At 39.7% G+C, this 13,437-nt stretch carries 17 protein-coding genes and 1 riboswitch; of the genes, 16 read left to right on the top strand and 1 reads right to left on the bottom strand.

The window, feature by feature from the left end; genetic code table 11:
* Positions 1-15: 15 nt before the first annotated feature.
* The 8 genes from AC27IJ_RS05595 (at position 16) to AC27IJ_RS05560 (ending at position 5,480) form a co-directional block, all read left to right on the top strand.
* A complete protein-coding gene (locus AC27IJ_RS05595) occupies positions 16-312 on the top strand; it encodes a CD3324 family protein (protein ID WP_312441604.1) in 297 nt (98 codons plus the stop codon).
* Between the two features lie 128 nt (positions 313-440).
* Positions 441-1,724 (top strand): RNHCP domain-containing protein, encoded by a 1,284-nt coding sequence (locus AC27IJ_RS05590; protein WP_331662721.1) that lies wholly within the window; start codon positions 441-443, stop codon positions 1,722-1,724.
* Positions 1,725-1,903: 179 nt separating this feature from the next.
* Positions 1,904-2,356 carry a MarR family winged helix-turn-helix transcriptional regulator gene (locus AC27IJ_RS05585; RefSeq protein ID WP_312441606.1) on the top strand — a complete coding sequence of 151 codons (453 nt, stop codon included), beginning with the start codon at positions 1,904-1,906 and terminating at the stop codon, positions 2,354-2,356.
* A 31-nt stretch (positions 2,357-2,387) separates the two neighbouring features.
* The gene (locus AC27IJ_RS05580) at positions 2,388-2,891 is read left to right on the top strand and encodes a nitroreductase family protein (protein WP_312501928.1); all 504 of its coding nucleotides are present in this window, start codon (positions 2,388-2,390) and stop codon (positions 2,889-2,891) included.
* A 23-nt stretch (positions 2,892-2,914) separates the two neighbouring features.
* Complete coding sequence (locus AC27IJ_RS05575; protein WP_312441609.1) at positions 2,915-3,205, top strand: putative quinol monooxygenase; 291 nt, start codon at positions 2,915-2,917, stop codon at positions 3,203-3,205.
* 20 nt (positions 3,206-3,225) lie between these two features.
* Positions 3,226-4,065: a nitroreductase family protein gene (locus AC27IJ_RS05570; RefSeq protein ID WP_487147879.1), complete on the top strand. Its 840-nt coding sequence runs from the start codon at positions 3,226-3,228 to the stop codon at positions 4,063-4,065.
* Positions 4,066-4,502: 437 nt separating this feature from the next.
* Positions 4,503-4,601: riboswitch (guanidine-I (ykkC/yxkD leader) on the top strand.
* 48 nt (positions 4,602-4,649) lie between these two features.
* Entirely contained in the window at positions 4,650-4,961 is a 312-nt protein-coding gene (gene sugE, locus AC27IJ_RS05565) for a quaternary ammonium compound efflux SMR transporter SugE (RefSeq protein WP_487147877.1), read from the top strand.
* Positions 4,962-4,991: 30 nt separating this feature from the next.
* On the top strand, positions 4,992-5,480 hold the full coding sequence (locus AC27IJ_RS05560) for a pyridoxamine 5'-phosphate oxidase family protein (RefSeq protein WP_487147875.1): 489 nt from the start codon (positions 4,992-4,994) through the stop codon (positions 5,478-5,480).
* Positions 5,481-5,562: 82 nt separating this feature from the next.
* Here AC27IJ_RS05560 and AC27IJ_RS05555 read toward each other — a convergent pair whose 3' ends face one another.
* Positions 5,563-6,753 (bottom strand): coenzyme F420-0:L-glutamate ligase, encoded by a 1,191-nt coding sequence (locus tag AC27IJ_RS05555; RefSeq protein WP_312441616.1) that lies wholly within the window; start codon positions 6,751-6,753, stop codon positions 5,563-5,565.
* A 401-nt stretch (positions 6,754-7,154) separates the two neighbouring features.
* Here AC27IJ_RS05555 and AC27IJ_RS05550 point away from each other — a divergent pair, with 401 nt between their 5' ends.
* The 8 genes from AC27IJ_RS05550 to AC27IJ_RS05515 all read left to right on the top strand — a co-directional run bounded on the left by AC27IJ_RS05550 (position 7,155) and on the right by AC27IJ_RS05515 (position 13,435).
* On the top strand, positions 7,155-8,015 hold the full coding sequence (locus AC27IJ_RS05550) for an AraC family transcriptional regulator (protein WP_312501933.1): 861 nt from the start codon (positions 7,155-7,157) through the stop codon (positions 8,013-8,015).
* Between the two features lie 40 nt (positions 8,016-8,055).
* Entirely contained in the window at positions 8,056-8,814 is a 759-nt protein-coding gene (locus tag AC27IJ_RS05545; protein WP_312441618.1) for a class I SAM-dependent methyltransferase, read from the top strand.
* A gap of 317 nt (positions 8,815-9,131) precedes the next feature.
* Positions 9,132-9,437: a DUF6506 family protein gene (locus AC27IJ_RS05540; protein ID WP_312441620.1), complete on the top strand. Its 306-nt coding sequence runs from the start codon at positions 9,132-9,134 to the stop codon at positions 9,435-9,437.
* 17 nt (positions 9,438-9,454) lie between these two features.
* Complete coding sequence (locus AC27IJ_RS05535; RefSeq protein ID WP_312501935.1) at positions 9,455-9,955, top strand: GNAT family N-acetyltransferase; 501 nt, start codon at positions 9,455-9,457, stop codon at positions 9,953-9,955.
* 52 nt (positions 9,956-10,007) lie between these two features.
* Positions 10,008-10,670 (top strand): response regulator transcription factor, encoded by a 663-nt coding sequence (locus AC27IJ_RS05530; RefSeq protein WP_312441624.1) that lies wholly within the window; start codon positions 10,008-10,010, stop codon positions 10,668-10,670.
* On the top strand, positions 10,667-11,677 hold the full coding sequence (locus AC27IJ_RS05525) for a sensor histidine kinase (protein WP_312441626.1): 1,011 nt from the start codon (positions 10,667-10,669) through the stop codon (positions 11,675-11,677). The genes AC27IJ_RS05530 and AC27IJ_RS05525 overlap by 4 nt, the downstream gene beginning before the upstream one ends.
* Before the next feature lie 131 nt (positions 11,678-11,808).
* The gene (locus AC27IJ_RS05520; RefSeq protein ID WP_312441628.1) at positions 11,809-12,438 is read left to right on the top strand and encodes a biosynthetic peptidoglycan transglycosylase; all 630 of its coding nucleotides are present in this window, start codon (positions 11,809-11,811) and stop codon (positions 12,436-12,438) included.
* A gap of 184 nt (positions 12,439-12,622) precedes the next feature.
* A complete protein-coding gene (locus AC27IJ_RS05515; protein WP_312441630.1) occupies positions 12,623-13,435 on the top strand; it encodes a TraX family protein in 813 nt (270 codons plus the stop codon).
* Positions 13,436-13,437 lie beyond the last annotated feature (2 nt).

Raw genomic sequence — 13,437 nt, 5'->3', positions numbered from 1 at the left:
ATTGGGAGGAGCATAATGAGCTATATCAAAGCAGCCGATGTGCTGCCAAAAGAAATAATAGACTTAATTCAAGATTATATTGACGGTGAATATATTTACGTCCCAAGAAAAGAAATCAATCGTAAAACATGGGGAGAAAACACCAGAAGCAAAGAGATGATTCTTTTCAGAAACATGGAGATCTACGAAAAATATACAAAAGGAATATCAATTGATCATCTTTCAGAGACTTACTTTTTATCGCCAAAAAGTATACAGAAAATTATTGCAAAATTAAAACTTAAAGAACCAATAAACAAAGAAGCGCCATGAAACTGCATGGTGCTTCTTTGCTTCTGAAACGTTAAATCGGTTGCCGCTATATAGAAACAGAACCTATAATACTTATGAAAAGAGCAAGTGCAGCTCCAATGCTTGTTCCTGATCAGGAGGTAAAATAGGTGACTAAGAAAAAAGAAATTAAAATCAAAAAGGATATAAATACGGAAACTTTTCAGGCTACGGTTGTAAATATCATGAATAAACAAGTGAAAGTATTATCAAAAGGTGAAATCCTTTCTTGCCTGCTTCCCGGTCCTTTGATCTCGAATAAGAATTCCCTGGTTGTTGGTGATGAGGTTGAAGTAGGAAATGCTGGAAATGGTCAATATAAACTAATTCATGTACTCCCAAGAAAAACCGCCTTATATCGGGGAAATCGCCGTTCCCCGGAAGAGAATGTACTGGTAGCAGCGAATGTTCAGTATCTTTTGGCAATAGTGACCGCAGATTACCTGCTCAATCAGGCTGGTTACCTGGAATCGGCGATCATTGCCGCCAGACGTGCAGAAATTCAAGTCGGCATATTTATTAGCAAATGGGATTTGATTGGGGAAAGCGCTCAGGCTCTGTTAGAAGCCAAACTGGAACTGTATAAAAATACCGCCGGCTTTGTATTTGCAGGTTCTGCCCGTGAACGGCAGAAAGAACTTTTTAAAACAGTTGAGGGAAAAACTGTGGTTGTCGTTGGCGACAGGTCTTGCGGAAAGACAACTCTCATACATGGGGGTGATTCCCGCTGTCCGACGCCAAGCACGCATACCAGCGTAATGGAGGCTGGCCTTAATGAAACCTTATGGATTGATACACCGGGTTTCCGGGATTTTGCCCTGCAGCAAATCTCCGAGGAGGAGCGAAACGCTGTATTTCCTGAAATAGCACAATTAACAGAAGGCTGTTATTTCAGGAACTGTACCCATGTTCACGAAGATGGGTGCCAGGTTCTTGGGGCCCTTCGCACAAAGAAACTTAAAAGAGAACGATATGATGCCTTTCAGAAGATGACTGATGCCAAAGCCGTTTTAAGTATTGCCCCCAAAATTGATTACCGGCATTCTGTCTGCACAGAGAGCTTCACATGCAAAGTATGCGGGACACTTGTGGTGCCGGAAGGTGCCGGGAGCCGGCATCGAAACCATTGCCCGAAATGTTTAGCAAGCATCCATGTAGACAATGATCCTGGCGACCGTGCTTCCCTGTGCAAAGGAATTATGGAGCCGGTCAGTGTTTGGGTACGTAAGGGGGGCGAATGGGCCATTATCCACAGATGTCGAATGTGCGGCACCTTTAGTTCAAATCGAATTGCAGCAGATGATAATCCAGCCATGCTCATGTCCATTGCAGTTAAGCCGTTGGCTATGACACCATTTCCACTGAATAAATTGGAGGAACTGTTTGGTCAGTGATTTTTATAATAATACGATATCGAAGGGAATAGCAGTTAGGGCGGAATATACATACGCCCTAATTTTTTTACTGCCGCAAAGGAGCTGCCGGCTTCACAGTTCATTTTATGTGAATACAGGACTTGACAGCAAAATAAAGAAATGGTATATTTGTATGTACAAACAAAGGAGGGAATGTTTTGGATTGTAATTGTGAATCAAACGATCAGGAATGTATGCTTAATGGCTGCCTGTTTTTTACTTCTGCGAAACTCGCCCGGGAATTGGGAAGAATGGCAGATGAAGCCTTCAGTAAAACCGGGTTGTCGCCCAGCCATGCAATGCTCCTGTATATTGTAAACCTTAAAGGTGGTATACCGCAGAAAGAAATTGGCGAAATGCTGCATCTGACACCGTCTACCATAACCCGTTTGCTTGAGAGGCTTGAGCGAAAGGGACTTATAGTAAAACAAGCGGAAGGAAAGAATGTATATCTTTGCACGACACCAGAGGGCCTGGCCATGCAAAGTGAAATTATAACAGCATGGAATCAGCTTCAAGACAAGTACAAGGACGTTTTGACAGAAGAAGAAACCCTTAAATTTATAGAGATCAGCAACAAGCTTCTTGTAAGCCTGGACAATAAAAAATAAAATGAAAAATTAAATTAAGGAGGTCATGCTTATGGAAGAAATTTATATCAGAAGAAGTATTCGTAAGTTTAAAACTCAGGAAGTGGAACCTGAAAAAATTGATAAGCTGCTGCGCGCAGCTATGCAGGCTCCATCGGCTGCCAATCAGCAGCCATGGGAATTCATTGTGGTAAAGAATAAGGAAAGATTGGCTCAAATTGCTCAAACCTCTCCTTATGCAAAACTGGCTGAGAATTCCGCTGTAACCTTTGTTTTGCTGGCCAATGACAAAGAATTGAAAGTACCCACCGGTTGGGAGCAGGATATGGGTGCTGCGGCGCAAAATATGCTCCTGGAAGCGGTTCATCTGGGACTTGGAGGCGTATGGCTAGGCGTTGCCACATCCGATGTTGTTGCAGAAAATGTGAGCCGCTTGTTTGATCTTCCGGATCATATCAGGCCCTTTGCGTTTATTTCCATCGGTTACCCAGATGGACAGCATAACGAATTTGTTGACCGCTATAAGGCGGATCGGGTACATTACGAAAATTGGTGACAAAACGAAAAGGAGAGCTAATAATGATTAAAGTTGTTGCGGAGAATTTCATCAAATCAGAAAAGGTAGAAGAATTTATCGTATTAGCAAAGCAGCTTGTACAGGATACCCGGCAGAACGATGTTGGCTGCATCCGTTATGAGTTGCTGCAGGACATAAAAGACCCCCAGCTGCTGACAATACTTGAGGAATGGGAAGATCAGGAAGCGCTGAACAAGCATATGGCGGCAAAGCATTTTAAGGAAGCCATCGCTTTGTTTGCGGATCTCGTGGAAAAACCAGGTAAAATCAATCTTTATAAGACGTTAGTCTGAAAAAGGAGGAGCAGTAAAATATGAAAATGGATTTCCCTGTTGCAAAGACAGTCAATGCCCGCAGCAGTGTCAGGACTTATGAGAACCGTGGTCTTTCAGCAAATGAAAAGGATCAGATCAGCGCCTATATTGATAACTTATCCAATCCATTTTCCGCAGATGTTACCTTTCGTCTGCTGGAAAAGGCAGCATCATCCAATGGAGAAAAGCTGGGAACCTATGGGGTCATTAAAGGTGCAGGGAATTATATCGCCGCATCAGCGGCGGATAAAGAACTGGCTTTGGAAGCCCTGGGATATTCTTTTGAAAAACTGGTTCTGTTTGCCACATCCCTTGGTCTTGGTACCTGCTGGCTTGGCGGGACCTTTAACCGCAGCAGTTTTGCTGCGGCCATGAATCTAAAAGAAGGGGATCTTTTTCCTTGCATTTCTCCCATCGGATATCCTGCAGGTAAAAGAAGAACTCTGGAATCACTGATGAGGTGGGCGACAAAGGCAGATCAGAGAAAAGAATGGAGCGAGCTGTTTTTCAAACAGAAGTTCTCACAACCTTTGACGAAAGATGATGCGGGGGAGTTTGCCTTCCCGTTGGAAATGGTACGTCTGGCTCCTTCCGCTGTTAATAAGCAGCCATGGAGAATCGTGCAGGATAAAGACACGTATCATTTTTATCTGGCAAGAACTCTAAAAAGCGACAACGAAAAAGTTGACATTCAAAGAGTGGATATGGGCATAGCATCCTGCCATTTTCATATGGCCGCATTAGAAAAGGGACTGCCGGGGAAATTTCAAAAGCTTGTAAAACCCGAAATTCAAAGCCCGGAACAGGTGCAATACATTTTTTCCTGGATTGCGGGTTAAAGGCAGCTCTATTGCGATAAAGATTTTTTTATGAATCCGCTGATCCATTTTTACAGATCAGCGGATTTTTATATTTAACAGCTTAAGTATCTAAATTCTATACTAGTTATAGCTACCGCGCCGGCATAGTCATCAAAAGCTGGAATACGGGCAATACTCAGTAAGGCAAAATCTTCTGCATGAATAAAATCATCTAAAATAAATTCTATAACATAATGATTATACTGCTGGCTGCCAGGTGAGTTTTGAACAGGGATATTCTCCCTGTTAACAGTAGCTATCTTTTGACAGCATATTTCCGCTAAAGCCCATATCAAATCGGCAATAGGTTTGAGCTGTTTTTACCCTGCCATAAGGCGAAATAACATTGACTTATTGTAAAAACGAGTATATAATCAAGTTTAGTCTGAAAAAACGTTATCTTAGAAAAATTAAATATTTAAGTGATCTAGGGTTCCGCAGTTTAACTGGTTTGTGACCGAGAGAGAACTCACAGATTCATAGCTGTGTCACGGAAGGATAAAAGCCTGGGAGATATCAAGATGATATCATTCAGGCTTAAATTTTATTCTGGAGGTGAGAACATGGCTTGGGTATATCTGATCATTACAGGAGCTTTTGAAGTTGTCTGGGCAACGGAACTGAAATATTCCCATGGATTTACGATTTTAGCCCCTTCGCTGATCACGTTTGGGGGCATGGCAGTCAGCTTTTACTTATTGGCACTTGCAACCAAAACACTCCCAATGGGAACAGCATACGCAATTTGGACAGGAATTGGAGCTTTAGGTGCAGCATTAGTAGGCATCTTCCTTTTCAACGAACCTGTCAGCATTTTGCGAATTGTATTTCTCTGCTTTATTGTGGCTGGAGTTTTGGGATTAAAGTTTACTTAAATACCATTCAAGGAAGGGGAAAAACACTAAATGTTTAGAGAAATGAGAAGAAACAAACAATTATTATCGCCTGAAGATACAATGGCAGTAATGGACAGATGCACCAATGGTATCCTGGCATGCTTGGGGGATGACGATTATCCGTATGCTGTTCCACTGAGCTACGTATATTTCAATGACAAAATTTATTTCCATTCAGCAAAGACCGGACATAAAGTTGATGCAATCACAAAATGTTCCAAGGTATCATTTTCGGTAATTGATGAAGATACGATTGTAAGTAAGGAATATACTTCTTACTTCCGTAGTGTTATCGCCTTTGGAAAAGCCAGAATTGTGGATGGCGATGAAAGATTGGAAGCATTTAAGGCTTTGGTGAAAAAGTATTCAGGCGATCAGCCTGAGGATGCCAGGAATAAGGAAATAGCTGGATGTACCCATGCTTACGTTATTGCTATTGATGTTGAACACATAACCGGCAAGGAAGCAAAGGAATATGCCAGAGCAAAACAACAATGATTCTTAACACATCAATACATAATAAAAAGGCAATGGCTGAACGCCATTGCTTTTTTATCTCTTTCTCTTTATTATATCCGATTTATTTGGTGTAATTATCGAAGTAGCCTTGTACTAATACGATAGGTGTTCCTTTATCACCACTTCCGGAAGTAAGGTCACAGAGGGAACCGATTAAGTCGGTTAACCGGCGTGGGGTAGTTCCCTGAGATACCATGCTGCCAACTAAATTGCTGTCTTTGCTTTGAATATAATTAGAAATAGCAGCCTTTAATTCTGCTCCGCTTAAATCAGCAAAATCGTTATCCGCAAGATACTTTAATTTGACTTCATTGGGCTGGCCTTCCAGACCTTCCGTATATGCCGGAGAAACAACCGGATCTGCCAATTCCCAAATTTTACCCATAGGATCTTTGAATGCACCGTCACCGTAAATCATAACTTCAATATGCTTTCCAGTCTTTTCAAGGAGTCCGTCTTGAATCCTTTTAACAATAGGTTCGCAATTGCGGGGGAATAACTTAACGGTGTCTTCGGTAGCTTTATTGCTGCCAAGCAAGCCATAATTTTCGTTATATCCACTGCCATTAACCGGTGCGGTTAAGATGTCATCAAGACCAAATACAGTCTCTGCATTGGCGGCCTTTAATAAACGTTTCGTTCTGAAACGGGTATGAATATCACAGCTAAGAACATGCTTGGTATAATTTAGGATAGTCCGGCAGTCATTTGCAAGAATAACTTCTACCTCGCAGCCTTCCTTTTGGATAAGTTCCTTATAATATTCAATATAATCAACTCCGGTAAAGGTGTGCCTGCGGTATCCAAAAAGTTCACGGTATTGTGCCTCTGTCAACACATCAGTCCAGGGATTAATGCCCTTTTCATCCAAAGCATCAAGATCGATCAGGTGATTACCTACCTCATCCGAAGGATAGCTTAACATGATTACGATCTTTTTAGCGCCTCTTGCAATGCCCTTAAGACAAATGGAAAAACGGTTACGGCTTAAAATGGGAAATACAATACCGATGGTTTCATTACCGAATTTATTATTAATATCAGCGGCGATCTGATCTACAGTAGCATAGTTTCCCTGAGCGCGGGCAACAATTGCCTCAGTAGCAGCGACAACATCACGGTCACGCAATTCAAAATTTTCACTTTTGGCTGCATCAAGTACACTAGAAATAACTATTTCTGCAATGTCGTCTCCCTGTCTGATAATTGGAGCACGTACACCCCTTGAAACAGTACCTATTAATCTCTCCATATGCATGATTCTCCTTTAAACCCATGACAAATGCTGATGGGATGTATTTAATTCACTTTATTATATCATGATATTTGATATTGGTAAACTTAATGCTTTTTATATATGACATAAGTTTTACTTATATTAGAAGCGATTATCAATATAAGAAGACATTATGAATGGATAAAAGAGTAATTAATTTTTCGTGTATTTTGCTTTATAAAAAAGATCCAGGTACCGGTACCGGAAACGCACTTTATTTATATAAGAATAAAATCTTTTTTACCAGTGTTAAGCGTAAGAATGGTGAATAGGATTTCAATATCTGTTCCTTTATTAATATTTAGCAAGGCAGGAACATCTTTCTTATTAAATGAATGCTATAATACCATATAAGAAATGTCAGGAGGGAGTATGCATTGAATTACAGAGAACATATAGAAAAAAGTATTGAGTTCATGGAAGATCATATCAGAGAAAACATTACAATAGAAGAAATTGCAAGTCAATCCGGGTACTCTCTTTATCACTTTTGCAGGGTTTTCAATCTGTGTATGGGTGTATCTGCCATGGAATACATACGAGAGCGCAGATTGTCTTTAGCGTCTACGGAACTATTTAGGGGAAGGAAGGTCATTGACATTGCGGTGGATTATGGGTTTGAGACATCCGGTGGTTTCACAAAAGCTTTCCGAAAAGCGTTTGGCTATACGCCCACACAGTATGTGGAGCGGATGTCCGGATATGCTGATGTAAAAAATGCATGTCCTGTTATTGTAAGGAGACCCGCATGTAAGGTTGCCGGATATGGAATTAAAACCGATATTACCGGAGCAGCCTATACAAGGGATATTGCTTCCTTCTGGAAAAACTATGATGGCGAAAATTTAGAAAGTAAAATGTACAAAACTCTGAATCCTGCAAAGCATGGGGAAGTGGGATTGTATGTTCCTATATCAGAAGATGGCAATGCAATTTATCTTTTGGGTGTGATTGTGGATGATTTTACAAATGTCGGGGAAGATATGCTGACAGCAGAAATTCCAAATGCCGAGTACGCTGTTTTTACAACCAATCCTGTGGATACCACCAATGACCGGGAACAAAAAGAATTTGCAAGGGTTATTGCAGGAACATGGAAATATATTTTTGAAGATTGGTTTCGGGACAGCGGCTATGTTTACGACGAAAGTAAATTTGATTTTGAATTCTACGATGAACGATGTCATCATAGGCAGGATACGGTTATGGATATCTATATTCCTGTTAAAAAAGCATAATGACAGAATGAGAATCATCAGGAAGGAAAGGTGATAAAGGATGTTGAGCTATTATGGCAGATTGTCTTCCGAAGTATATGATATGGATAAACCTGTGGGCCATTCTTTTGGAGATATAGAATTTTATTCGGATCGGTTAAAGTCGTGTAAAGGCCCGATTCTTGAACCGGCAACAGGAACCGGTCGTATATTGATTCCGCTTTTAGAAAAAGGCTTTCATGTTGAAGGATTTGACAGTTCAAAGGATATGCTGCGTATCTGTCATGATAATTGCAAAAAGAGGGGTTTAAATCCTAATCTTTTTGAGGCAAAGATGGAGTCCTTTTCGCTGGATTCCAAATATGAGGCTATTATAGTGCCGTCGGGAACACTTCTTTTATTATACAAAAGAGCTGATTCCATAAAAGCATTACAAAACTTCTATGAGCATCTATCTGACGGCGGCCGGTTAATTGTAGATGTTTTATTGCAAAGTGATATTTCAAAAGGAATTGTATCCACAAGGACTTGGGAGTGCCCAAATGGGGATATCATTACATTAGAAAATAAAATTGTAGAAGTTGATTATATCAATCAATATACGATTTCCCACGGACGGTATGAAAAGTGGCGTGATGGCGTGCTTGTGCAGACGGAATTAGAGTATTTTCCGTTACGGTGGTATGGCGTGGAAGAGTTTCGATCAGTGCTTGAAAGCACCGGATTTAAAGATATCGTGATTTCTTCAGATTATAAACTGGGACGATATCCATCAGCATCAGAAGATATCATCACCTTTGAAGCTGTAGCAGCGAAATAATAATTAAGGGTGCATGCCAGAGCACTATGCAAAGAATATTGACGAATGGTCTAATAAAATATATAATAATAACCAGTTTAAAAGAATATTGTCTTATAAAAAGTAAAAGATAAGGTTTTCTAGGGTTCCGCAGTTTTAACCGGTCTGTAACAAGAGAGAACTCAGAGTTTATAATTGAGGTGCGGAATAATAAAGGCCTGAGAGATATCTGGATGATATCTTTCAGGCTTTATTGTCACTTGCTGCTGAATCGCAGCATTGGGAGCGGCATCCGGGCGGTTATGGATTACAGAATAATTATATAAGGAGATAACAATATGAAGAAAAAATTTGCTTTTTTACTGATGGGAAGCCACTATAACCCAGAGGTGCATCAGGCCTGCTTTGAGACAGAGAAACAAATCAGCTATGTATTTACAGTCAGAAATTTTAAAGAGGCCTGTGATAAGCTAACTTTCTTAGAAAGTGAAGGTTTTGGGGCAGTTGAATTATGCGGAGCATTTGGTGAAGAAGGCGCGCAAAAATTGATAGAACTTACAAGCAATAAAATTGCCATAGGCTATGTCACCCATAAGCCTGAACAGGATCAGTTATTTTCTGATTTTTTTTCAATCTTTGGTTGATGGAGGAGTAAGGTTTTATGAATGTTATCATCAGACCTATTGAGGAAAACGACGCTGAATCACTTTGGCAAATGATGTCTGCACTTGACGTTGAGACAAAATATATGATGTACGAGCCAAATGAACGGACGAAAAATATTGATAGATTAATATCCACCATCAAGGAAGCTGCCACAGGCAATAATCTGTTTTTAGCTGCCGAAGCAGATCATGAAATTGTTGGATATATATCTGCGCAAAAAGGCATTTTAAGAAGAGTAAAACATTCTGCATATATCGTAGTAGGGATTCGTGCATCCTATCAGCGGCAGGGAATCGGCTCCTCATTTTTCAAGCAGCTGGACAAGTGGGCCAATGATAAAGGGGTCACCAGGCTTGAATTAACGGTAATGTGTATCAATGATGCTGCGAAAAACCTCTACGAAAAAAATGGATTTGTTGTTGAAGGAATAAAGAAAAATTCCATGGTTGTGGATGGAACGTATGTGGACGAATATTATATGGCCAAACTATTATAAGTACGGGTATAATGCCAATCCGGTAAAAAGGAATTTGGGAGGTGATTTCAATTTGAAGCTGTTTATTATAGAAGACGATATCGTTCTGAGAACTGAATTGATCTCGTTGCTTGAAAGCTATAATTATTCTTGTGAAACAAGTGATAACTTTAAAAATATAATATCAGAAGCTACGGATTCAGATGCAGATTTAATTTTGCTTGATATCAATCTGCCTTATTATGATGGTTACCACGTATGCCGGGAGATCCGCAAGATATCAGATGTGCCAATCATGGTCGTGACAAGCCGCAACAATGATATGGATGAACTGATGAGCATGAACCTGGGCGCAGATGATTTTATAACAAAACCCTATAACATTCAGATCTTGCTTGCCAGGATCGGAGCGATACTCAAACGTACCAACCAGAAAAATTATTCATCAGAAATAGAATATAAGGGCATAACATTATCTGTGGCAAAAAGCACAGTATATTACGAAAGTAAAGAGGCTGAGCTCACTAAAAATGAATTGCGTATCCTTTCTGTTTTAATGCAAAACTCAAACAGCATCATTTCACGGGATGATTTGATGGATGAGCTTTGGCAGTCGGATGAATTCGTCGATGACAATACGCTGACAGTTAATGTCAACCGCCTGCGTAAAAAACTTGAAGAAATCGGTGCAGCAGATTTAATAAAGACCAAACGTGGCCAGGGGTATATGATATGAAGTTTTCAAGCTTTTTAAAAGATAAGATCCTGTTTTTATTGGCGCAAAGCTTCCTCATTGTTTTTTTGGTTTTGCTGTTAGATGTCTACCATATAAGCCGTTATGCCATCATACTTATTAGTACGACCATTGTCATAACCTCTTTTGTTGCGCTGGCATACGAATATCTGGTTCGCAGCAGATATTATAACAGACTGAATAAAACGCTTAAGTCAATGGAGCAAAAGCAGTATATCGCTTCCCTGTTAGAAGAACCTAATTTTGCCGAAGCGGAAATGCTATGTGAAATTCTTAAGCGCGTTACAAAAGCCATGAACGATGAGATTGCTTCCTATAAGATATCCCAGGATGAATACCGGGAATATATTGAAACATGGATCCATGAGATAAAGATCCCAATTTCCTGTATTGATCTTATCTGCAAAAATAACCGCAATGACATAACAAAGAGAATATCCGAGGAAACAGTACGGGTGGATTCTTATATCGAACAGGCCCTCTATTATGCCCGGAGCAAAAACGTAGCATCTGACTACAGCATCAGAAGGCTTTCTCTTGACAGCTTAGTGAAGGCCGCTGTAAAAAAACATTCAAAACAGTTGATAGGGTGCGGCGCACAGGTGAAACTGGACAATCTTGATCATACGGTTTATGCTGATGAAAAGTGGCTTGATTTCATCATTGGTCAGATTATTGCAAACAGTATCAAATATAAAAAGGATGATTTGACACTATGGTTTTTCGCTTCAGAAAACCAGGAAAACATGATTCTATTTATCCGGGATAACGGAATTGGTATATCGGAAGGCGACCTTGGAAGAGTGTTTGAAAAGGGATTTACGGGAGAAAACGGTAGAGCTTTCGCTAAATCTACGGGTATCGGACTATACCTTTGCAAGGAACTCTGCAATAAGATGTATCTGGGTTTAGAAGCCCAGTCATCCGTCGGCAACGGTACAACAATTAAAATAGCATTTCCAAAAGACAGACAGTCATTCCTGCAGTAAAGGGTTCCGCTTATTTTAAAGCGGAACCCTTTTATCTTACAATTCTGTTCGTTTTCCGTAAGTAAAATCTATGGTTCCATGATTCTTTCCCTGTTATACTGAGGAAGCAAACCACGAAAGGAGTAATTTTGATGAAAAATAAAACAATTAATTTCAGTATATTGTTACTTGCTGTCATCTGCTTCCTTATGGGTATTGTAAAAATATCTCCTATGGTTTCTGCCGGATATGAAATGTATAAAACTGCGACAGAAGCCATAAGCGTAACGGACAGAATTGAGGAGCTTAAACAGCAAAAAAGTTATATTACATTTGAAGAGATACCGGAAGATTACAAAGCGCAGGTGTTACAATCAGAGGATAAACGCTTTTATTATCATTTTGGTTTTGATCCCATTGCTACGGCAAGGGCCATGGCTAACAATGTGATTGCAGGAAGCTTTGTGCAAGGGGGGAGCACGATCACCCAGCAGCTTGCAAAAAATATGTATTTTTCTTTTGAAAAGAAATATGAGCGAAAGGTGGCAGAGTTATTTGTTTCTTTTCAGCTTGAAAAAGATCTTACAAAGGATGAAATACTGGAACTCTATTGTAATATTGCTTACTACGGGGAAGGATGCTATGGACTGAAACAGGCGGCGAATCATTATTACGGTGTTGAGCCTTTAGAACTGACAAACACGCAGATCAAGTCACTTGTATGGACAATTAAAAGTCCAAATAGATACAATCCCAATGCTTACAAAGCAATTCCGGTATAATTAACGAAAGCGTCGGTTATCGTGTTGCATACGCCAAATTGACGCTTTGCGGCGCTTGGCTCATTGCTTTCATGGTATAATGAAAAGTGACAAAAATGTTCGTTCCCTGTAAGCAAAATCAATGGCGTACAGTGGCAGATAGAATTATAATAAGCATAAGTTAGAAACAGAAAAGGAGATCATAATGATACAAAAAGGATTTAATAGTTTTCAGATTAAAATAATAGCTTTGGTGCTTATGGTATTCGATCATATTCACTATACTTTTACCGGTGTTTTCCCCGTTCCGATGTGGTTTACAATACTGGGCAGACTATCGGCGCCTCTATTCATCTTTGCTACGGCTAATGGCATGAGATATACAAAAAATCCGGTAAAATATTTAATGCGTTTATGGATCGGATCTGTATTTATGGGCTTTGGCAATGAACTGATTAACAGTTACTTCCCATTGCCAAATGGGGGGATCATCATAAATAATATATTTTCTACGTTATTTATCATAAGCCTGATTATATTCAGTATACAGCGGATTTCCATATGTAAGAAAGAGAGCCGTCCGTTTCTGCAATATATATTTTTAATGCTTGTTCCTGTTTTCAGCAGTATCATCATACTTTTAGCCATGTCTGATCCCGGATTATTCTTTATAACAAGAGGGATAATGCTTTTCGTTCCCTCCCTCTTATTCTGTGAAGGCGGTATTGTACTGGTTGCTTTAGGAGTTGGATTATATTTATGTAACCAGGATAAAAAGAAAATTGGTATCTTTTATTTTCTGCTCAGTCTTTTGATCTTTGCTATGGGTTATAACCCTGAGATCGGTGTGGAAAGCATGTTTTTGGATAATATTCAGTGGTATATGGTATTTGCCTTACCATTTATGCTGCTTTACAATAAGCAGAAGGGCCGTGGAATGAAATATTTCTTTTATGCCTTTTATCCGGCCCATATTTATATTTTAACGATTTTAGCCAATATTATTTCTAAATATTAGAG

Source organism: Lacrimispora sp. YZC11 (genome assembly GCF_057543815.1).
The sequence above is the reverse complement of the archived record's forward strand: the minus strand, read 5'-3'. Positions and strand labels throughout refer to the sequence as shown.

Coding starts and splice junctions, on each gene's coding strand:
- AC27IJ_RS05595 (WP_312441604.1), top strand. CDS start 16: ATGAGCTATATCAAAGCAGCCGATGTGCTGCCAAAAGAAATAATAGAC.
- AC27IJ_RS05580 (WP_312501928.1), top strand. CDS start 2,388: ATGGAAGAAATTTATATCAGAAGAAGTATTCGTAAGTTTAAAACTCAG.
- AC27IJ_RS05575 (WP_312441609.1), top strand. CDS start 2,915: ATGATTAAAGTTGTTGCGGAGAATTTCATCAAATCAGAAAAGGTAGAA.
- AC27IJ_RS05570 (WP_487147879.1), top strand. CDS start 3,226: ATGAAAATGGATTTCCCTGTTGCAAAGACAGTCAATGCCCGCAGCAGT.
- sugE (WP_487147877.1), top strand. CDS start 4,650: ATGGCTTGGGTATATCTGATCATTACAGGAGCTTTTGAAGTTGTCTGG.
- AC27IJ_RS05560 (WP_487147875.1), top strand. CDS start 4,992: ATGTTTAGAGAAATGAGAAGAAACAAACAATTATTATCGCCTGAAGAT.
- AC27IJ_RS05555 (WP_312441616.1), bottom strand. CDS start 6,753: ATGGAGAGATTAATAGGTACTGTTTCAAGGGGTGTACGTGCTCCAATT.
- AC27IJ_RS05545 (WP_312441618.1), top strand. CDS start 8,056: ATGTTGAGCTATTATGGCAGATTGTCTTCCGAAGTATATGATATGGAT.
- AC27IJ_RS05540 (WP_312441620.1), top strand. CDS start 9,132: ATGAAGAAAAAATTTGCTTTTTTACTGATGGGAAGCCACTATAACCCA.
- AC27IJ_RS05535 (WP_312501935.1), top strand. CDS start 9,455: ATGAATGTTATCATCAGACCTATTGAGGAAAACGACGCTGAATCACTT.
- AC27IJ_RS05525 (WP_312441626.1), top strand. CDS start 10,667: ATGAAGTTTTCAAGCTTTTTAAAAGATAAGATCCTGTTTTTATTGGCG.
- AC27IJ_RS05520 (WP_312441628.1), top strand. CDS start 11,809: ATGAAAAATAAAACAATTAATTTCAGTATATTGTTACTTGCTGTCATC.
- AC27IJ_RS05515 (WP_312441630.1), top strand. CDS start 12,623: ATGATACAAAAAGGATTTAATAGTTTTCAGATTAAAATAATAGCTTTG.